Origin of the sequence: Teichococcus vastitatis (genome assembly GCF_003604215.1) — a bacterium.
In the GTDB taxonomy this organism is placed as follows: domain Bacteria; phylum Pseudomonadota; class Alphaproteobacteria; order Acetobacterales; family Acetobacteraceae; genus Pseudoroseomonas; species Pseudoroseomonas vastitatis.
The window spans coordinates 303,651-323,957 of record NZ_QXGS01000001.1 but is presented as its reverse complement, the minus strand read 5'-3'; the positions used below and the strand labels follow the sequence as shown (position 1 = coordinate 323,957).

The following is a 20,307-nucleotide window of genomic DNA, read 5'->3' as shown; positions in this document are numbered from 1 at the left end:
TGCACCGAGAGGCCGTTCAAGAGCAAAGGGGATGCAGCGGATCCACCCGCTTGCTCCGGACAGGATGCACATGGTCCCGAGGATAGCGAGCATGATATAGACAGACCATTCTAGAATGATTAATCTAATTGAATGGTCAGGACCGCACGCTTCTCGGCAGAGCACTTCATTGACGCTGCCATCGCCCTCGTCGCCGAAGGTGGCCCGGGCGCTGCCACCATGCAGGCCATTGCCCGGCGGGTCGGCGGACCGACCGGCTCGATCTATCACCGCTTCGCGTCCCGATCCGCCATTCTCGCCGCCGCGTGGAATGCCGGCTACGGCTCTCTGGTCCAGGTGCTGGTGCCGCTGTTGCATGCGGGCAGGCCGCGTGAGGCCGCCCTGGCGCTGCTGCCCTGGGCAGGCGAGGACCGGCATCGTGCCCGCTTCGTCCTGCTGCACGAGCCCGTGGCCCTGTTCGAGGACGCGCCGCCCCCGGAGCCGCTCCGGCAGGAGATGGAGCGGCTGGAAACCGGAATGGACGAGGCGTTCGGCGCCTGTATCGGCCGGGTCGGCGGCGGCGCCATCCGGGAGGAAGATCTGGCCCGCGCGAAATTCCTGATCTTTGACGCGCCCATCGCCATTCTCCGCCCGCACCTGCTGTCGGAGAATCCCGTTCCATCGTTCGCCGGACAGATGATCGCCGAGCTGCACGCCGGCGTGCCCTTCGCCAGCGCGAGCCATCGCGCCGGAACCACGCAGGCGGCCTGAGTTCCTGTCCGCCACACCGCCTCAGAGCAAACATGAACAACATCGTCGACGGCCGGCTCATCCCGCTGCACGGGCCTGAAGATTTCGCCGGGATGCGTGCGGCGGGACGGCTGGCGGCCGCCGCGCTCGACATGATCACGGCGCATGTCCGCGAGGGCGTCATCACCGCGGAACTTGACCGGCTGTGCCACGCCTTCATCCTGGAGCACGGCGCCGTCCCAGCTTCCCTTGGCTACCGGGGTTACACCCACGCGACCTGCATCTCCCTGAACCATGTCGTGTGCCACGGGCTGCCCGGCGACCGCATGCTGATGGAGGGAGACATCCTCAACATCGATCTGGCCGTTATCCTGGACGGATGGCACGGGGACAGCAGCCGCATGTACGCGGTGGGCGAGATCGGCACTCGCGCGGTACGGCTGATCGACGTCGCCTACGGGGCGATGATGCGCGGCATCGCGGCTGTGCGCCCCGGCGCGACCCTGGGTGACATCGGCTTTGCGATCCAGAGCCATGTCGAGGCCGCGCGGTTCAGCGTGGTGCGGGATTTCTGCGGCCATGGCCTCGGCCGCACCTATCACGACGCGCCCAATGTCCTGAATCACGGGCAGAAGGGCAGGGGTCCCGCGCTCCGGCCCGGCATGTTCCTGACGGTGGAGCCGATGGTCAATGCTGGCCAGGCGGACGTGAAGATGCTCAGCGATGGCTGGACGGCCGTGACCCGCGACCGCAGCCTTTCCGCACAATTTGAGCACAGCATCGGCGTGACCGAGAGCGGCTGCGAAATCTTCACGCTGTCTCCTGCCGGCTTCACCAAGCCCCCGTACCCGAGGGAGCAGCAAGCGGCGGCGGCTGGATAAGGCAGGGCCGGGACCTGCTTTCCCGATGCGTCAACTTGCGATCGGAGTTTTTCTTGGATCAGGCCGCGCCATGGAAGCCTGGTTGCTGGGTGGGCAAGCCATGGCGGTCGGAGGCATGGCTCCGATCCGGCGCCTAGGCTGGTTGCGCCGGCCCGTCCGGCGGGACCGCCGCCCACGCCACCTTCTGGCCTGATCGGCCACGGCCATCAAGGCTCAGCTCGGCGCCGCGTCCGGCGACAGGGCCACCGAGAGCCGGAAGCCGCGCAGGGTGCTCGCGTCCTGCCCGGATGCCTCGGCCGGCATCAGCAGGACGGGAGAGCTCTCCCCCATCTGCGACAGCATCTCGGGCAGGCTGATGGCGGTGACCAGACCCCTCACCTGGCGGGTCTCCTCGTCTTCCTCCCCGGCGCCCGCGCCGAATGGCACCGTCACGGCCCCCACCGGCTCCGGCGCGGCCTGATCCCCGGAGCCGATGCTGAAGCCCCGCACGGTCAGCCCGCCTGGCTTCTTCTCCACCACCCATCCGCTGATCCCATGGGCGCCGGGCCCGTCTCCCCTTGGCGCCTCGAGCCAGAACAGCGGCGGCAGGACGTCCAGCACGGCAGGGGATCGCGACACCTCGGAGACGGCCAGCCCACGGGCCAAGCCAGCGATATCCTCGCCCACCGCCAGGGCGGGCGCGCCTTCCGCCCGCAGGCGCCGCGCCGCGCGCCGGGCGTCCACCGGGGCGTGCTCGCCCAGCATGGCGGCCAGCAGGCTGTTGTCCGGAAATATCAGCCTCGGCATGGCCTGCACCTGCGCCTCCTCCATGGTGCCTGGAGAGCCCTTTCCCCAGGGCTCTCCCCCTCGTTCTTCGGCCTCAGGATGCGGGCGAGCCCGGCGGGGCCATGATGGCCGCGAAGTCGCTGGCGTCGTGCCTTTCGCGCAGCTGGTGCGACGGGTCGCCGGTGACACGGTTCACCATCGCGCCACGTTGCACCGCGGGCCTGGACCCGATCTGTGCCGTCCAGCGCTGAAGGTTGCGATACTCCTGCACCTGGAGGAATTCGCCGGCCCCATACAACTCGCCTTTCGCCAGCAGGCCGTACCAGGGCCAGATCGCCATGTCGGCGACGGTGAACTCCGGACCCGCGACGTATTCGCTGATGGCCAGGCGCTGGTCGAGGACGTCGAGCTGCCGCTTGACCTCCATGGCGAAGCGGTTGATCGGGTATTCGAATTTCTCGGGGGCATAGGCATAGAAATGCCCGAAGCCGCCGCCGAGAAAGGGGCCGCTTCCCACCTGCCAGAACAACCAGGACAGGCATTCCGCCCGGGCGGCGCCATCTCGCGGAAGGAAGGCGCCGAACTTCTCGGCCAGGTGGAGCAGGATGGCGCCCGATTCGAAGACGCGCACCGGCTCCGGACCGCTGCGGTCCATGAGGGCCGGGATCTTGGAGTTGGGGTTCACCTCCACGAAGCCGCTACCGAACTGATCACCCTTGCCGATCTCGATGAGCCAGGCGTCGTACTCGGCGCCGCTGTGGCCGGCCGCCAGCAGCTCCTCGAGCATGATGGTGACCTTCACGCCGTTGGGGGTGCCCAATGAGTAGAGCTGCAGCGGATGCCGGCCGACCGGCAGGGCCTTCTCATGCCTCGCGCCGGCCGTGGGACGGTTGATGTTGGCAAAGGTCCCGCCATTGTTCTGGTCCCAGGTCCAGACCTTGGGTGGCGAATAGCTGGAAGTGTTGTCCATGGTTCTCTCCGATCGATCTGTGGGCCGTGTCCAGCCATGGTTGGGCCGAATGGCAACCGGCCTGCGTCACGGCAGCCGCCGGGAAGCCGGCGGTCGCATTGATGGCCTGCGCTCATCGCGCCAGCCGTGGCGGGCGGCAGACACAAACACAGTGCCGCGCAGGGTGCCTGTCAGGCCCCATGCGCGGCGAGGCTCCGCCGCAGCCGTGCGATGGCCCCGGGCAGGCCGCGCACCTTCAGCACCCGCCCATTCTCGTCATACTCCTCCGACAGGACCCGCACGCTGTCGTAGATCTCGCCGATCAGCCCCTGCTGGGTGTAGGACAGCGCAAGCACATCCTCCACCATCTCCGCCTCGAAGAAGGCGACGATGGTGTCCCGTAACGCGCTGACGTCACCGGGCGCGTGGGCGGAGAGCAGGATGGCATCTGGATGCTTCTCGATCAGGGCGGCGCGTCCGGCCGCGTCCACGCGGTCCATCTTGTTCAGCACCAGACGGGACGGCACGGCATCCGCCCCGATCTCGCGCAGCACGCCGCGGCTCACCTCCAGCTGCGCCTCGTAGGTCGGGTCCGATGCGTCGACGACGAACAACAGCAGCGATGCTTCCAGCGCCTCCGTCAACGTCGAGCGGAACGAGGCGACCAGGTCGTGCGGCAGTTGCTTGATGAAGCCCACCGTGTCCGACACGAGCACGCGCGGCCGTGTCTCGGGTTGCAGGATGCGGACGGTGGTATCGAGCGTGGCGAACAGCTTGTCCTCCACCAGCACCTGGCTGCCGGTGAGCGCCCGCATCAGCGAGGATTTGCCGGCATTGGTGTAGCCGACCAGCGCCACCCGGAGCTGGTCCCGCCGGGCGGCGCGGCGGTTGTCGCTGTCGCGCTGCACGGCTTCCAGCTGGTCCTTCAGCTCCGCGAGCCGGTCGCGGATCTTGCGGCGGTCGAGGTCGAGCGTGCTTTCGCCGGCGCCCGGCCCCTGCCGCCGCTCGCCGCCACCCGAGGATTCCCGCAGGCGGGGCGCGACGTATTTCAGCCGCGCCATCTCCACCTGCAGCTTGGCCTCGCGTGTCTTGGCGTGGCGGTGGAAGATCTCCACGATGACGCCGGTGCGGTCCAGCACCTCGGCACCGGTGGCGCGCTCCAGGTTGCGGATCTGGCTGGGCGAGAGCTCGTGGTCGACGATGACGAATTCGGGCCTGCGGGTGACGTCGGGATCGGCCTCCGGCAAGGTGGCAGTCTCGGCGGCCTCCTCGAACCGGGCCCTGGCCTTGGACTTTAGGGTTGGCGCCGTGGAGCCGATCACGCCGGACCCGCCGGTCAGGGCCGCCAGTTCCGCCAACTTGCCGCTGCCGAGCAACGATCCGGCGCCGGTGCCTTCGCGGCGCTGCGATACGGTGCCGACCACCTCGTAGCCCAGCGTCTTCACGAGGCGCCCCAACTCTTCGAGGCTGGCCTCGTGGGCGACATCGTCGACCTCGGGCGTCTGGATGCCGACAAGAACGGCGCGGGGAACAGGGGGTCTGGTGTCCATGGAGCGTCCAGTAGCATGGGTCGGCCAATCTTCCGGCGTTCATGAACGCCGCACGCGGACGCGCGTTGTCACCGCGATGAACAACGGTCTGGAAGCGGCCCTCGCCCGGCTGGCGGCCCTGCCTGCCGGCTACAGTGATGGCCTGTACGGCGGCCGTCGCTACGGCGTCACCGTGAGAGCGTCGGAGGATGGGAGTCGCCGCTCGCTTTATGGCGAGGAACTCGGCGGCCGCGACCGCGTCAGCTGCAATGTTTATCGGCTAAACGGCGGTAGCTTGGCGTTGAGGCCCTGCGAGATGCCGCTCGGCAAGGTGGTCCGCTTTCTTCTGGAGTTCAGCCCGTTATCCCATCTCGAATAAGGACTTCTGTGGCAGTCCGGCTCCTGCGGAACGGCTAGGAACCGCCTATATGGTGGTGATCACACAGCATCCCTGGCCCTGCGCGGTACCTGGCTCCGGCAGCCGGGTCTGCGCCGCCGACACAGGATCCAGAATGAGCAAGAAGTCTGCCGCCGCCCGGAAGCCCGCCCGGGTCAATCTGCCGAAGCAGGCCCTGACACGCATCGCCGAGGTGGTCGGACGCGGCGGCTCTCCCGATCGGGTGGCGAGGGAGGTCCAGGCCATCGCGACCGCCTGGCGTGCGGATGCGGAACTGGACCAGGGCGAAGTCAACGAGCATCTGGCGGAGTGTTGCGAAAGCCTGGCGGAAGGCGTCGAGGCAGCGCGCACGCAGATGGAGGACGGCGACAGCAGCGACAAGGCCGCGGCCGCCCAGGGTGCCCGTTCCCTTGCCGCGCTGGAGGCCGCCTACCGGGCGATGAGCGAGGCCAGCCGCGGCTGAGCCGGCCGGAGCCCGCCCGGGCAGCGCCGGTGATCAGTCCGGCAACGACGAGCCGCCCACGCCTGCGCCACGACCATCAGGATGCTGAGGAACGCGACGCCGTTGTGCGGTCTGGCGCGATGGCGCCATCGTCGAAATCAAAGGCCATCTGGGCCTTGCCCGGTGCCTGATCACCCTCGAAGTTCGACACCGTGACGCCGAGGAGACGCACCTTCTTGAGCAACGGAAACAGGCCGCGCGCCAGTTCAATGGCCGTGCCGGCCAGCGCGGCGCGGCTCGACACCGGCTCGAAGGAGGAACGGCTGCGGGTGATCTGCTGGAAATCGGCGTACTTCACCTTGAGTGTCACGGTTCGGCCGAGCTTGCCACTCGTTTCGCACCATTCCCACACCTCGAGGCCGAGCGCCTCGACGCCCGCCTCGATCTCCTCTGGGCTGGCGAGGTCGCGCGGATAGGTGGTCTCCGAGCCTGAGGATTTCCGTGGCCGGTCGGGCACCACGGGCCTGTTGTCCTCGCCGCGGGAGATGGCATGGAAGTGGGCGCCCGCCTTTCCGAAATGTGCGGCCAGGAAGGCGAGGCCCTGCTCGCGCAGGTCACGCCCCGTGCGGATGCCGAGGCTGTTCATCCTGGCCGCCGTCGCCGGGCCGATGCCATGGAACCTGCCTACCTCGAGTTCAGCCACGAACTCGGCGCCCATCTGCGGCGTGATGACGAACTGGCCGTTGGGCTTGCGGTGGTCGGAGGCCAGCTTGGCAAGGAACTTGTTGTAGCTGATCCCCGCCGAGGCCGTCAGCGCGGTCTCACCGAGGATGCGCCCTCGGATCTCGCGGGCGATGCGCGTCGCCGTCGGCACGCCCTGCAGGTTCTCGGTGACGTCGAGATAGGCTTCGTCGAGGGACAGCGGCTCCACGAGCGGCGTGTAGTCGAGGAAGATGCCCCGGATGCGCTGCGAGATCTCGCGGTAGCGCTCGAAGCGCGGCGGCACGAACACCAGATCGGGACACAGCCTGAGCGCCGTCCGCGACGGCATGGCGGAGCGCACGCCGAACCGGCGTGCCTCATAGCTGGCGGCTGCCACAACGCCGCGCTCGCGCGAGCCGCCAACCGCCAGCGGCCGTCCGCGGAGGGACGGATCGTCGCGCTGCTCAACGGACGCGTAGAACGCATCCATGTCGATGTGGATGATCTTGCGGACTGGCGATGTCACGAGGAAAGCGACGGGATTGGTACGATGGTTGTAGCCCAGCGCCTCCCATGCATTCCAGCCGCTGGAGACGTCATCTGCCCCGAACTCACGACAGGTCTGGCACCGCGACTCAGCGCGGCACCGGGGCGGGGATGGCGAACCTGGCGAGGATCGATGCCGCGGCAGCGCAGCCGGTCGGCTGCTGGCCGATTCGGAGGTAAGCGCACCTGCGATCCTGGCGCTCGCCATCCGGACCAGGCGCGCACCCGACACAGCATGTTCCCGATCGGTTCCCAGAAGCCTGCGCCGGGCCTTCAGCGCTGGGCGTATCGCCGCCGATTCGCCAGCATCTGGCCAACCGCGCCATGCTGCAGCGGCATGCCGGGTCCGGGTGGGCAGGCGGCCTCCGTTTCCGGCCTCATGAGCGCTGTGCCATCCCAGGACTTGGGACCGCCGTGCAAGCCCGAGCGCCGCGCCTTGATCCGTACCGTGGTTGGTTCAAGCGCTTCTCGCTAGGCGCTGAGCGGGCGAGCTTCGCGGGAGGTGCCTCGGCGATGGTGCTGTCGATCATTGGCAATGCGGCGACGTCACCCGTCCCATTCTCCAGGCTTCGGCAACATTTCTCAGCCACCAGAGGTGGTCCAGCGCTGACATCGCCGGAAATGAGGTTCAGCCGCCCCGTTCACACGGCAGGCCGCGCCGGGGAAGAGCCGCCGCGCCGCCCCGAAGGCGGTATCCCGGACCGATGCCGGCTGGCCGATCGGGACCACGGAATGGGCCGGCTGCGACCATGCAGAACGTGAGCGAGGCTCACTCCTCGCACGGTCAGCACGCCGCAACAGCAGCGCCGCCGGCCAGGAGGTACCTTGAGGCACCTGCCAAGCCATCTCCTGCCTGACCCGGAATGCCGAGGCATGGTTGCTGTCTGGCCGTTATCCCGTATCCACGCGATTTACGGCTCCTGCCAATCCTGAGGCGGGTTCCGGGACTGGATGGCATGACCTTCAGCCAGGCAGGCGGATCAACAGACTGCGGCTCTGCCTCCCGGATTGGACCAGACAAGGCGCCGGTTCAGGCTCGCAGCGGCAACAAGAACGCCACGCATGTTCATTGCTGCCGGGAGGAGGGTCGAGCTGTTCCATGGCAACAATCCTGCCGCTCCTGAGCTTTCCTCATGTCACGGGTGACCCGCTCAGCCAGGGAAAAGGGCTGGGGCTGGACGAGCAAGGGCAGTACCCTCAGCGGGTTGCTTTGTTCTCAACCCAAGCAAGGATTTGCCGATGAGAAAGCCCAACTACAATTTCGAACGGTCGCAGCGTGAAAGTGCGAAGCGGACCAAGCTGGAAGCCAAGCTCCAGAAGAAGCAGGAGCAGGCTGCCGAGAAGGAGAAGCCTGATTCGGAACTTCAGGAAGCCCATCCTGAGGAGGAAGGGCGTGGCGGAGATGAGGTGGCGGAGAAATAGGCGCTACTGCCCGGACAGGGGCAGGCAACACCGGTCGGGAGCGTAACTTGCCTTTGAACCAGGCGCTTGAATGGTTTGCGCAGCACAGAACAGGCGCCATCATCATGGTGGCGGTGTTGTTTCTCACGCTGTGGCTGCGCAACCGTCGCTGAGGCCGGTGAGATACCACCGCCTCGCCGTCGGAACCGTCCGGAGATGCCTCTGCGCATTTCCGCGGTTCTGGCGGCGCAGCAATCAAGCCTGTCTAGACATATTCAGCATCAATGACACGCCCGGAAGGCCGGCTGCCTCGCCGGGAAGCTTCCCGGATAGAGCCACTGCCTCCCCGAAGCTACGCTTCCCGGGGTCGCCGCCGGCTCAGGGCCTGCCTGCTGACGGAGAAGCCGAGGCGTGGCCATAGGGCGCGGCCCGCGCCATTCTTCCTCACCGTGGTGCCGCCCCTGGGCATCGACCCTGGCCATCGGCCGAAATGCCGTGATCACTCCTCCGCGGCCGATGCCAGCATCTGCTGGGTCCGCCGCTCGGGCGGCGGCTCGAACATCTCCGCCACTTCCGCGTACACATGTGAGACGGGCAGTGGGCGCCCGCCGCGTTCGAAGACGCCAGGATTCACCGCGGCTGCCTGCCCCACGACCGCCAGGCTGGACCGGCTGGGTGTTTTCCGGAGAGCGGTAAGGAAGCGCCGTGCTCCGGTAGGGCCCAGCAAGTGCACCAGGTAAAGATCGGCAGGGCGAACGCGCCGGCCGACGGAATCCTCGAGACTGGAACCCACCTCCTTCATCCTTTCGGCCGCCAGCGTGGCGGAAAGCTGAGGATCGTCCCTGAGCTTGAGGATGCGCTGCAGGGTCTTCCAATCCCGCGCGCCGATGGTGCCGTCGCGATCCGTGGTCAGTGCCGCCGCCTGCCGGGCCAATCCGTGGCGCGGGCCGAAATCCCGGACCACCTCCAGCCAGGTATCGCGGGTGAACTGCATGAGGCCGCGGGCCGAGGAAAGGGGATTGCGCGCGTGGGGATCGAGCCGGCTTTCCCGCTCGGCGATGCGCCGCAGCACCTCGGCACTCATCCCTGTTGCATGTTCGGCACGCTGGAAGACGCGACTGCCCACCGGATTCGCTATGGCGGTGCCGCGGCCAGCGGAGCGGGCCTGGGGCCGGGAGGCGGCCTGCCTCGGGGCAGCCGCGCGCTTCGGCTGGGCGCGGGCTCGCGCACCGCGCTTCGCCTCGATTCGGGTCGGCGTGCGCTGTGCCGCATTGCGGCGCACGGTGCGTTGCGGTCGCGCATCTCGCCGCGCGTCACGGCGTGGCCTGACCGCCGCCTTCTGCGTACCGGCAGCGGCACGTGCCTGCGTTTCCCTGGCTGCCACGGCATCGGGGCTGATGAAGGTCAGCAAGGAAAACGCCGTGGCAAGGGCGAAAACAACCAGATGACCTTTCCACCGTGAGGTTAGGCTCCGCTGGATGGGGAGGGCAGGAGCGGGTGTAGGATAGGCGGGGGCCTTTGGGGGCACGTCGGACTCCTGGGGGAAGGGGCGGCGTGGATGGCAAGCCCGTCCTTAACGACGCAGCGCGCGATCGGTTCGTCCCAGAGATGAATCATCTGCATCCCGCAGGTCGGATGCATTTTGAGATGCATCCGCGATCCCGGCGGCTTGACGCGGCGCGTTGGCGCGCGGCACTCCGGAGAACCAGCGAGGCGGAGCCGCGATCATGCGCAATAGCGAAAACATCTGGAACCTGGTGGAGGAGCGCAAGCAGGCCTTCATCGAGCTCAGCGACCGCATCTGGGATATGCCGGAGCTGCTCTACAACGAGCACCGCTCCTGCGCCGAACATGCCTCGATGCTGGAGCAGCAGGGCTTCCGCGTCACCCGGGAGGTGGCTGGCATTCCCACGGCTGTGATGGGCGAGGCCGGGGAAGAAGGGCCGGTGATCGCCTTTCTGGGGGAATACGACGCGCTGCCGGGCTTATCCCAGGAATCGGGCGTCGCCGAGCGCCGTCCGGTCACGATCGGCGGACATGGCCATGGCTGCGGCCACAACCTGCTCGGCGCCGGTGCGCTGCTGGCAGCTGCCGCGGTGAAGGATTGGCTTCAGGAGAACGGAGTCAAGGCCCGGGTGCGCTATTACGGCTGCCCGGCCGAGGAAGGCGGCGCCGCCAAGACCTTCATGGTGCGCGCCGGCGCCTTTCGCGATGTGGATGCGGCGATCACTTGGCATCCCTTCGCCTGGGCCGGGGTGCAAGAAGCCGACTCTCTGGCGATGACGCGGATTGATTTCGCCTTCACCGGGCGATCAAGCCATGCGGCCGCGGCGCCGCATCTCGGCCGCTCGGCGCTGGATGCGGTGGAATTGATGAACGTCGGCGTGAACTACATGCGCGAGCACATGCCGAGTGATGCGCGCATCCATTATGCTTACCTGAATGCCGGCGGGATCGCCCCCAATGTGGTGCAGGGCGAAGCCAAGATCCGATACGCGGTGCGTGCGCATACCTTGCACGAGATGTTCGCGCTGATCGAGCGGGTGCGAAAGATCGCCGATGGGGCAGCGTTGATGACCGAAACCACTGTGGCGGTGAAGATCCTGTCCGCGACCGCCAACCTGCTGGGAAACGCGCCGCTGGAGCAGGTGATGCAGGACAATTTCATGCGGCTCGGTCCCGTGCCCTTCGACGAGGCGGACCGCGACTTCGCGCGGCAGATCCAGGCAACGCTGTCGCCGCAGGACATCGCCAGCAACTATAACCGATCCGGCTTCGCGCCGCGCAAGGACCTGCCGCTGACGGATGCCATCCAGCCGCCGATTGCCGAGCGCATGGGTGCCAGCCTGCTCGGCTCCACCGATGTGGGGGACGTATCCTGGGTAGTGCCGACGGTTCAGGCCAGCGGCGCCACGGAGGCGATCGGCACGCCGGCGCATTCCTGGCAATGGACGGCGCAGGGCAAGATGCCGGCCGCGCACAAGGGCATGGTGCATGTGGCCAAGGTAATGGCCGGCACGGCGCTCGATCTGATCAACAATCCGGCGTTGCTGACGGCGGCCAAGGCCGATCTCGCGGCGCGCACGGCCGCCACGCCGTATGTCTGCCCGATTCCGGAGAATGTGGCGCCGCCCCTGGCGATGGCGAGTGGCGGCTGAAACCAGCATGCAGGGCAAATCACTGCCCTGACAGGTGCTTTTCCGGATGTGGGCGCCGGCTTGTTCCATGAGAGCGGAGGCGCCTGCAGCCGGGACAGAGTTCAGGCAATGCCCATCGCCGCGATCGGTTTCAGCAGGATGGCTGCGGCGCGGGGAAGCCGCGAGAATGGCGGCTCCGCCCATGTCGTGATGGAGCGCGTTGCGCCATGGCGCGGCAGGTTGGGGAGCAGAGCGGTGAGTTTGCCGGTGATTCGCGGCCTCTGCTTTCCATTCCTCCGCGATCCGGCGCATGTTGGAGCGTCGAACGGTGCCCACCGTCCTCATGCCGCTATCGCCGACGGACATTGTCCGTTGGCAGGCAGCCAGGCCCGGCGAGAACGCCATGCCTGGCTGCATCATCGAGCGACAGGGAAATCAGCTCCAGCTGTAATCGCTGGCGGACAAGCTGGTGATACCGCTGATCGTCACCTTGGTCACCGAACCGTCAGCGCTGCGCAGGGACCAGACATCGCCCTCATGGCTGATGTAGGTGCCGCCGCCGAAGCCCTTAAACGCGATCTTATCGCCTTCCCACTCACGGAAGTCGGTGATGCGGTCGTGGCCTTGTGCCTTGCCGATCACAAAGGTATCCGCACCACTGCCGCCGGCGAGCCGGTCCTGGCCACCCATGCCATTCAGCACATTGTGGCCGCTATTGCCGATGATGATGTTGGCTAGGCCATTGCCGGTTCCGCTCGACCAGCCATGGCCGGTCAAGGTCAGGTTCTCGACATGGTCCGGAAGGGCGTAGCTGCCGATCCAGGTCTGCACCGTGTCAGTCCCCGATCCGGCCTTCTCCACCACGCGATCATGGGCTGAGGAGATGACATAGGTATCATCGCCGGCGCCGCCCTGCATGGTGTCTCGGCCGCCATTCGACTGGTACCGGTCGTTGCCGCTGGTGCCATACCAATTGTCGTAGCCGCTGCCGCCCCAGGCCTGCTTGGTCCAGCCGCCCGACGCATGCGCGTTGCCCGCGCCGCCGCCTGACGACGTACCACCGGAGCCGCTGCCGACATTGGCAGGAGGGGTGCTGGCGTCACCGAAATAGGATTTGTAGGTCCGGCCAGAGTTCGGATCACTGCCATCCGATGTGCGACCGGGATAATTGGCATTCGAATCCCAGAACGACTGGTAGACGACGTTATGGCTGTCGAACCAGTCATGCGCCGCCTTGATGAAGCCGGACGCGTTGTCGCCCTGTGCGCCCCATTCCGAATAAGCGGTGGGTTTGCCGTGGGATTTGGCGAAGTTCTCCACCCATTGCAGGCCATATTTCTGGTCGCGCACATGGGCAAAGGCCTTGGCCGAGTCCCAGTCCTGCCACTGTGGATGGAAGTAGAAATCCATGCCGACGATGTCGACGTATTTGTCACCGGGATAAGCTTTGGACGGGTCCATGCCGCCATGAGCTTCATTCGCGTTCCACTCGAACTTGAAGCGGTCCGAGACGGAGCGGAAGGTGTCGACGAACTGCCGAAAGGCGCCGATGAAGGCGGTCTCTTTGCCTTCGGCGGACCACTGGAACCAGCTTCCGTTCATCTCCCAACCGGTGCGGACATAGATGTCCCCCGTCGGATTGTTAGCATATCGGACCAGATTCTGGGCGACCTGCTTGTAGTAATGGTTGTAATCGCCATCGGAGGCGGACCAGAGATCGGCGCCGCCTGCGAGCAGTGGAACAGACCAGAATACCTCGCGCCCGGTCGGCTTCCACAGCGTGTCCACGGACCACCGGGAGCTGGAAACGAAGTCGCCCCAATTGGCGCTGCCGACCACGCCGTGAATGCCGTCTACCGGCCGACCCAGCCATTTCTCAAACTGCCTGACATGCTGGGCGCTGTTATCAACATAGACCCCGAGAAGAGCCATTCTTGCTTCCTGTGCGTCGGGTACAAGAGTTTCCATTCCCGGCTGCGTGCGGCAGCAAGGTTGGTGAACTCCGGTACGAGTTGCGCGAGGTTCGCTGGCGAAAGTGGCCGCCCGCCATGCGCTCGGAACACGCACTGCCTAGCCTGAGGCTCACGAAAACGCGAGCAGTTATTACAGCTCTTCGATGAAGTCGCAGCGCAAAAATTCAACTTTTAGTAAAATTGCTGTCTCTTACAGGGAAGATCCAGAGCATCCCAGAAAAAAGATTCTTCACAGCTGCCGCAGCAGTTCCTTTTGATGAAAATACTAAAAAAGAATTCTACTTTCTGGATTGTAGTGAATGTTGGCTTGGCCCACCAGAGCGCCCGTACTCATTGTCGTTACCTGATACCCAAGGCGCTGAAGGCACCCCGATGCGCGGCTGCCAGAAGGCCGGCGGCTACCATCGAGGCGCAAATGCCAGAACACTGGGCGTGATGGATGCCCTGGATCAGGCACCCGGTTCGCCGAATTGGCGGCCTTTGCGGATCGCCTCCCAGACGCCCAGCAGGGCGATAGCGAGGTTGGGAATAGCCGTCTGCAACTCGGCCGAGATGCTGACGCCGAACAATGCGGTGATCAGCAGAAACAGCCCGCGCCAAGTGCTCGGCTGGGTCAGCTGCATGCGAATCCAAACGTCCATCGCGATGATCCTTTGCGTCGGAAAGAGTTGGTCAGTCGCCACTCACGGTGAGCGCCTCGGCGGCGATGGTGACCGTGCCCGGGCCGGTGATGGCGGCGCTCTGCGTCAGCAGCCCGTAGGCCAGCGCATTGCCGCCGGAGAGCGCGTCATACAAACCGACATGGGTGAGCGTTCCGACCGCGGCGTTGAAGATGAAACGCACCACCTCCGCGTTGCGCTGGGCACCGGTGCCGGTGAAGGTGATGCGCTGGCGGGCATAGCCGTTGCCGGCCGGCTCCCCCGTTACGCCATTGGTGCCGCCGCCGCTGCCGAGGGCGACATATACGGCGTTCGGCAATGCCGGGTTGCGGCCGCACAAGGCACGGGCGAGCAGATTGCGGCCATGGTCGGTCAGGATAGGCATGGTTCATTCCTTTGGAGGAGGGGAGGCTTCAGGCCGCGGCAGTCATGGCCCGGAGGTGGCTGTCGGGCAGCCGCGCCGCGCTGAGGTGAAGCTCGGCGATCTCGCCATTCGCCGCCTTGTTCAGGGCCGCCGAGGCATGGCCGACCAGCAGGCGGTTCAGCGCGGCCGGCATGCTGGACGAGGTGGATTGCACGGCCGCGCCGTTGAGGCAGAGCGCGAGGCCGGCGGGTGACCAGGCCAATGCGATGCGGAACGGCTGGCCGGGCACCATGTCGCCGGCTGACAGGGCGGCGAGGGCTGCTCCGCCGATGACCGGGAAGCCCTGGACGCTGCTTCCGCCAGCGGCATTGCACAGAACCAGGCGATTCTGGTCGGTGCCGTCATCCAGTTGCAGCAGGCCCTGTTCGAGGCCGGCAGGCGCCGCTTGCGGCAACTGCGCCTGGAGGAGCAGCGTGCCCGCCGCGTTGAACGCCAAGGGATGATCCCAGAACGGCTGATCGGCCGCGCGCGTCGTCATGGCCATCGTTCCCGCTGGCGGCAGGATGGGTGACGTCGCGGTGGCACCAATCTCAAGCTGCGGCGCCGCGATACGCAATGTGACATCGAAGCTGCCGCCGGCCTGGAAGCGCAGTCGGTTGACCAGCGAGGTCGCGGAGCCGGAATGCGTCCAGATCCACGTTGTACGTTGCCTGCCGAGGGACTGATCCACGGGCGTCACCGCCAAGGAGCTTTGCGCGCTGCCGCCCGTAATGAAGTTGTTCTGGATCAGGAGGTTTGACAGGCTGCCGCCCGTGAGCCGCAGAAAGAAGCTGGAGGCATAGCTTTGCCCTGAGATCGCAGTCAGCGGGTTGGCAGCATCGAAGCGGATCGCGAAGGTCGAGGAGCCGGTGAAGCGAACCTCGACGAAGGGCAGCCCGTCCTCGACGCCGGTGGCGAGAACGGTGATGCCGGGAACCGTGCCATCGATCTGCCAGTATTCCGGAAGTCGGGCGCTGCCGCTGCCCGGCGTCGCCCCTTCGCCGCGGGGATTGCGCAGGAAATTGCTGCGCGCCTCCTCCACGAGCAAGCGGCGTGCCGCGCCCTGGAAGCGCGGCGTGTCCTGATTGGCGGTTTCGAACCCACCCGAGGAGGCCTGCACCAGCGCTGCCCCGGCGCGGCTGTGTTGCAGGCGATCCGCATAGCCGGAGCCGACGAGCCGGAGTGCCTGGCCCGATGCAATGAAGCCGGGAGCGAGAACGGCCATCATGCTCAGGGAGCTCCCGCTCCGGCCAGCTGGCAGATCCGGGTGGTGCCACCATCCGGCGAATACACCATCAGGGTCGCCACGCCGCCGGACCGGATCCGGGTGAAGCCGTCGCTGTTGGTGGGCGCGGTGTTGCTGGTGAAGCCGGACAGGGTCAGCCCCAGATCAGCGCCGCTGCGGTTGATCACCGTGCAGGAAAAGCCATCCAGCGTGTTGCTCCAGGACAGGCTCAGCGAGGTGCCGGCATTGGCCATCAGCACGCGGTTGTTGTGCGCGGCGTAGTTCACCGTTGTGGCCGTCGCGAGCGGCAGGGTAGCCATGCGCCGCTCGGTAAACTGGCTGTCCACATATTGCTTCGGCGCGGCCTGCAGATTCGCCGTGGGATTGGCGGGCAGCAGCAGCGGGCCGGCCAGCGTCACGGTGCCATTCGCGGACAGGCGGAACCGCTCGGCGATGCTGCCGCCAGATCGGGTTTCCAGCACCACCGCGCCCGCCTTCGACCCCGTGGCGACGTTCTCCGCCACTGTCACCAGCCGGGCAAAGACCTGCTCGGTGCCGCCACTGTTGTTGCCGGCCGCTTCCAGCACGCTGATGCGGTCGCTGCTGGCTGGGTTGGCGGAGAGCCGCCGCAGCCGCACCGTCTGCGGCGCCGTCATGCCGCTGCCGCCGAAGGTGAAGCCTGCATTGAGATTGCCGGTGTCGCCGGCGAAGACGCAGTCCGTGCCGCTGAGGGTGAGGCTGGCGGCGCTGGCATTGCCGGCGTTGAACAGCTTGATCTGGCCGCCGAGGCTGGCGCTGCGACGATGGATGTTGATGGCGCCGTCGGTATCAGTGGAGAGCCGCGTCTCGATCGCGGCGGCCGATGACACGGATGCCAGCTCAACCCGGCCCGCGGCGATGCGCTGGGTCGTCGCGGCGCCGGGCAGCCGGTTGCCCAGCAATTGCAGCTTCTGCATGGCCGCCGCAGTGTCGGCCGTGAAGGTGACGGCGGTGGTGTCGCAGCCGGCGACGATCAGGTTGCCGGCACCGCTGCCCATGTGGATGGCGCTGACCGTGACGTTGCTCGTGCCTGGCGCACCGGTGAAGTCGCAGCCGATCAGGGACAGTTGGCCGCCCAGCACCTCGGCAATGCGACGGCCACCACCCGTGACATTGACGCCAATTACCTCATGCTGCTCGGCACCGGTGGTGTTGACCTGGATCGAGCAGGCCTTGGAGGACAGGAAGCCGCCCACCCACTTGGTGCGCAGCGCGGTGCCGCCGATGCGGATGCCGACCGGCACCGGATCCGCCATGTCCACCCAGCCATCGGCGCCGATGTTGAAGAAGGAGCAGGAATGCACCGCGTCCTGCACATCATAGCCGACATCGTGACCGTATTCGAAGCAGTTCTCGAAGCTGGCCATGTCGCAGTCCTTGACCACGTAGCCGCTGCCGAGCCGGCGATTGGCGTTGACGTAAACCGCCCCACCCGAGGTCCAGCCGGCCGCGAAGCTGGAGCCCACCAGATCGAAGCGGCTGCCGTCCACCACGGTGATGGTCCAGCGCCCATAGAGGGTGGAGGCACCGGAACTGCGGACCTCGGCGATGTTGATCAGGTCTCCGGTGGCGAGACCATGCGCGGTCGCGGTGGTCACGCGGAACTGGCCGGCGCCGTTGTTGGCGACCGCGGAAATCAGCAGCCGCGTGTTGGACCAGGAACGCGAGGTGGTCACCAGCGGATGGAAGTTCACCGCACTGATCCGCGACACATCGTAGGAGCGGCCGAGATACAGGCCGTTGGTGCAGTCGCCCAGCACGTCGCTGACGCGGAGCCGCGCATTGCCGTCGCTGTAGATGCCCCAGTGGAAGCCCAGGATCAGCAGCCGCGTCAGCAGCGCATCGGCGCCATTGCCGTCGCTGTTGCCGCTGCCCCCATCACCCACGGTGACGGCCGTGCCGCCGAAGGCCGCGGCGGCGTCGAGGCCCTGGCGCAGCGTGGTGGGGGCGGTCAGGCCTTCGCGCAGGATGGCCATGCCGGCCAGGCCGGCATTGCGCCGCACCCGCACCGTGCGCGCCGGGTGCAGCAGCAGCGCGTAATTGACCTGGGCAAAGTTGCCATCCTTGCGCCAGCCGCCGGACCCGGGCCGCCCCTGCAAAAACACGTCGTCCTTGACGTCCAGCTCCGCCGAAGCGATGCGGTAGCGCCGCGGGCCGAGCTGCACCGTGCCTCCGCCCTGCGCCGCCGCCGCGTTGATGGCGGCCTGGATCGCGGCGGCGTCATCGGTCACACCGTCACCGATCGCGCCGAAATCGCGCACATGAACGCTGCGTTCGGTCAGGATCGCACCGCGCAGCTGCGCCACGGTGGCGCGCCGGGTCTCGGCCAGCGCCAGGCTGCCCTGAACAAGCGGTGCGGCGTCATGGTCGTTGAGAACCGTGACAATGGGAAGTTCACTGATCTTTTTATCGGACATGGGGAAGGTTCTCCGGATGCGGGGCGGGCAGGCGGCGGTTCAGAGCAGGATCTCGCCGCCCTCATCGGCGGTGAGGGTGGCGCCGCTTTCCGTCAGCAGCGCGTAGGGCTCGGTGACCACGAAGGACGGGGAGGTCTGGGTTGCCAGCGGCTCGGCCGCATCGGCGACGCGGATGCGGTAGCCCGAGCCCGGGTCGGGCGCGGTGAAGGTGGCGGACGCCCCGCCCGAGGCGACCTGCGCCGAGACCGGTCCCGCGATCACCGCACCGGCCGCGTTGAGGATGCTGAACACCAGGGTGTCGACCGGTCCGGTGGCCGTGGCGCCGATGGTGAACTGCCGGCCCACATAGAGCCCGCTCGGCACCGCCCCCAAGGCCACGCTGCGCGCCACCGCCTCGATGGGCGGGATGTTGAAGGAGAAGCCGAGCCCGGCGTAGCCATTGAGGCGTAGCGGCGGCGCGGAGGCATCCAGCACGAGGCCGTTGCCGACACCGGCATTGCTACGCACCGGCAGGAAGTTCATCGAATCGGCCGCCTGCACGATCAGCATGTGCCCAGGCAGCAGGCGATCGGCGACGCTGTTGAAGTAGCCGCTGGCCAGCACCCCGGCGCGCGTGTCGGTGGTCACGTAGAGCCAGAGCGTGAAGCTGCCGGTGCTGCTCAACGCCGAGAGCCCACGGGGGTCGAAGGGCATGCGGATCTCCTGATGGGTGCAAGGGCGGCGATCCACCCGGTCCGGCACGGCGCGCTTCACCGGAAAGGCCGCGCAAACGCGGGCGCCCGGCCGCGGAAAGCCGCAGGCCGGGTGGGGAAGGCGCCATCATGGTGGGGTGTGGTGCGGACGCATGTCGCCCGCTGACAGCGCAGGAATTAATAGATAAAGCGCGTCTTTGTCAAGGATAAAAATCCTATGTTGGCGTCAGCCGTGGACCCGCCCTGCAAGCTCTTCTAGCCTGCGCAGCCTTCTTCCTCATTGCCGCGATGGAACGCCGCCATGCTCCGACGCCTGCTCGCCGCCACGATGTGTGCCGCCGTTCTGCTGCCATCGGCGGGCCTGTTCCCCGCCGCCATGGCGCAACAGGCGCCGACATTGAATGTCTACAACTGGTCCGACTACATCGATCCCAAGGCGGTGGAGCGCTTCCAGCAGGAGACGGGAATCCAGGTCCGCTACGATGTGTTCGACAGCCTGGAAACGCTGGAAGGCAAGCTGTCGGCCGGCCGCTCAGGCTATGATGTCATCGTACCGACCAGCGAGCCGACCTTTGCCCGGCTGATCCGTGCCGGCGCGCTCCGCCCGCTCGATCGCGCGGCCCTTCCGAACTGGAACAACCAGGACGCCACGCTGCTGCGGCGGGTGGAGAGCAGCGACCCCGGCAACAGGCACGGTGCCATCTACCTGTACGGCTCTGTCGGGCTCGGCATCCGTCCGGACAAGGTGCGCGCGGTGCTTCCCGACGTGCCGCTCGACAGCCTGGACCTGCTGATGAAGCCGGAAAATGCCAAGGCCCTGGCCGGCTGTGGCATCGCCGTGATGGATTCGGCCATCGACGTGCTGCCCAGCGTGCTGCGCTGGCTCGGGAAGGATCCGAACAGCACCGATGCCGCCGACCTCCGTGCCGCCGAGCAGGCCATGCTGGCAATCCGCCCGCATGTGCGCGCCATCACCGCCAGCGGCAGCATCCTGGATGCGCTGGCCACCGGCGAATACTGCGTCGCGATGACCTATTCCGGTGACGTGATCCAGGCCAAGGCGCGTGCCGCCGAGGCAAGGCGCGGCGTCGACATTGCCTATGTGCAGCCGAAGGAGGGCGCGCAGCTCTGGTTCGACATGCTGGCTATCCCCGCCGATGCGCCGCATCCGGACGCCGCACAGCGCTTCATCAACTTCCTGCTGCAGCCGGAGGTGATGGCAGGCATCACCAACGAGGTGCGCTACCCCAACGCCATTCCGGCCGCCACGCCGCTGGTCGACGATGCGGTGCGCGGCGACCCGAACGTGTATCCGACGCCGGAGATGCTGGGCCGCTCCTTCACCGCCGAGGCGCTGGGGCCGCAGGCGGAGCGTGCGCGCTCGCGGCTCTGGAGCCGCTTCAAGGCCGGGCGCTGAGCAC

General features: G+C 67.0%; 18 protein-coding genes. 7 read left to right on the top strand and 11 right to left on the bottom strand.

Annotated elements, in window-relative coordinates:
* Positions 1–132 precede the first annotated feature (132 nt).
* Positions 133–750 carry a TetR/AcrR family transcriptional regulator gene (locus D2K64_RS01490; protein ID WP_120005957.1) on the top strand — a complete coding sequence of 206 codons (618 nt, stop codon included), beginning with the start codon at positions 133–135 and terminating at the stop codon, positions 748–750.
* A gap of 32 nt (positions 751–782) precedes the next feature.
* Complete coding sequence (gene map, locus D2K64_RS01485; RefSeq protein WP_120005955.1) at positions 783–1,610, top strand: type I methionyl aminopeptidase; 828 nt, start codon at positions 783–785, stop codon at positions 1,608–1,610.
* 213 nt (positions 1,611–1,823) lie between these two features.
* On the opposite strand, the gene D2K64_RS01480 is transcribed toward map, so the two are convergent.
* The 3 genes from D2K64_RS01480 to hflX form a co-directional block, all read right to left on the bottom strand.
* Positions 1,824–2,396 carry a hypothetical protein gene (locus tag D2K64_RS01480; RefSeq protein ID WP_157985682.1) on the bottom strand — a complete coding sequence of 191 codons (573 nt, stop codon included), beginning with the start codon at positions 2,394–2,396 and terminating at the stop codon, positions 1,824–1,826.
* A gap of 73 nt (positions 2,397–2,469) precedes the next feature.
* The gene (gene yghU / locus D2K64_RS01475; RefSeq protein ID WP_120005951.1) at positions 2,470–3,345 is read right to left on the bottom strand and encodes a glutathione-dependent disulfide-bond oxidoreductase; all 876 of its coding nucleotides are present in this window, start codon (positions 3,343–3,345) and stop codon (positions 2,470–2,472) included.
* Positions 3,346–3,515: 170 nt separating this feature from the next.
* On the bottom strand, positions 3,516–4,874 hold the full coding sequence (gene hflX, locus D2K64_RS01470) for a GTPase HflX (protein ID WP_120005949.1): 1,359 nt from the start codon (positions 4,872–4,874) through the stop codon (positions 3,516–3,518).
* Between hflX and D2K64_RS01465 the strand changes: the two genes are divergently transcribed.
* On the top strand, positions 4,867–5,232 hold the full coding sequence (locus D2K64_RS01465) for a hypothetical protein (RefSeq protein ID WP_238383941.1): 366 nt from the start codon (positions 4,867–4,869) through the stop codon (positions 5,230–5,232). The genes hflX and D2K64_RS01465 overlap by 8 nt on opposite strands.
* A 133-nt stretch (positions 5,233–5,365) precedes the next feature.
* A complete protein-coding gene (locus D2K64_RS01460; protein ID WP_120005945.1) occupies positions 5,366–5,713 on the top strand; it encodes a hypothetical protein in 348 nt (115 codons plus the stop codon).
* A 76-nt stretch (positions 5,714–5,789) separates the two neighbouring features.
* Here the strand turns inward: D2K64_RS01460 and dinB are convergent, their stop codons facing one another.
* Positions 5,790–6,920, bottom strand: coding sequence for a DNA polymerase IV (dinB, locus tag D2K64_RS01455; protein ID WP_274379284.1), 1,131 nt, complete (start codon positions 6,918–6,920; stop codon positions 5,790–5,792).
* A 1,259-nt stretch (positions 6,921–8,179) separates the two neighbouring features.
* On the opposite strand from dinB, the gene D2K64_RS01450 reads away from it, so the two are divergent.
* Positions 8,180–8,362 carry a hypothetical protein gene (locus D2K64_RS01450; RefSeq protein ID WP_120005940.1) on the top strand — a complete coding sequence of 61 codons (183 nt, stop codon included), beginning with the start codon at positions 8,180–8,182 and terminating at the stop codon, positions 8,360–8,362.
* Between the two features lie 478 nt (positions 8,363–8,840).
* On the opposite strand, the gene D2K64_RS24160 is transcribed toward D2K64_RS01450, so the two are convergent.
* Positions 8,841–9,752 (bottom strand): transglycosylase SLT domain-containing protein, encoded by a 912-nt coding sequence (locus tag D2K64_RS24160; protein WP_157985681.1) that lies wholly within the window; start codon positions 9,750–9,752, stop codon positions 8,841–8,843.
* Positions 9,753–10,068: 316 nt separating this feature from the next.
* Here D2K64_RS24160 and D2K64_RS01440 point away from each other — a divergent pair, with 316 nt between their 5' ends.
* A complete protein-coding gene (locus tag D2K64_RS01440) occupies positions 10,069–11,499 on the top strand; it encodes a M20 family metallopeptidase (protein WP_120005936.1) in 1,431 nt (476 codons plus the stop codon).
* A gap of 414 nt (positions 11,500–11,913) precedes the next feature.
* Here D2K64_RS01440 and D2K64_RS01435 read toward each other — a convergent pair whose 3' ends face one another.
* The 6 genes from D2K64_RS01435 to D2K64_RS01410 all read right to left on the bottom strand — a co-directional run bounded on the left by D2K64_RS01435 (position 11,914) and on the right by D2K64_RS01410 (position 18,887).
* On the bottom strand, positions 11,914–13,410 hold the full coding sequence (locus D2K64_RS01435) for a glycosyl hydrolase (protein WP_162306137.1): 1,497 nt from the start codon (positions 13,408–13,410) through the stop codon (positions 11,914–11,916).
* Positions 13,411–13,900: 490 nt separating this feature from the next.
* Entirely contained in the window at positions 13,901–14,092 is a 192-nt protein-coding gene (locus D2K64_RS01430) for a hypothetical protein (RefSeq protein ID WP_120005932.1), read from the bottom strand.
* A 31-nt stretch (positions 14,093–14,123) separates the two neighbouring features.
* Positions 14,124–14,495: a phage tail fiber protein gene (locus D2K64_RS01425; RefSeq protein ID WP_120005930.1), complete on the bottom strand. Its 372-nt coding sequence runs from the start codon at positions 14,493–14,495 to the stop codon at positions 14,124–14,126.
* Positions 14,496–14,523: 28 nt separating this feature from the next.
* On the bottom strand, positions 14,524–15,741 hold the full coding sequence (locus D2K64_RS01420; protein ID WP_120005928.1) for a phage head spike fiber domain-containing protein: 1,218 nt from the start codon (positions 15,739–15,741) through the stop codon (positions 14,524–14,526).
* Positions 15,742–15,743: 2 nt separating this feature from the next.
* Entirely contained in the window at positions 15,744–18,194 is a 2,451-nt protein-coding gene (locus D2K64_RS24980; protein WP_202910406.1) for a glycosyl hydrolase family 28-related protein, read from the bottom strand.
* Positions 18,195–18,233: 39 nt separating this feature from the next.
* The gene (locus D2K64_RS01410) at positions 18,234–18,887 is read right to left on the bottom strand and encodes a hypothetical protein (RefSeq protein ID WP_120005926.1); all 654 of its coding nucleotides are present in this window, start codon (positions 18,885–18,887) and stop codon (positions 18,234–18,236) included.
* A gap of 300 nt (positions 18,888–19,187) precedes the next feature.
* Between D2K64_RS01410 and D2K64_RS01405 the strand changes: the two genes are divergently transcribed.
* Complete coding sequence (locus D2K64_RS01405) at positions 19,188–20,303, top strand: polyamine ABC transporter substrate-binding protein (protein WP_120005924.1); 1,116 nt, start codon at positions 19,188–19,190, stop codon at positions 20,301–20,303.
* Positions 20,304–20,307 lie beyond the last annotated feature (4 nt).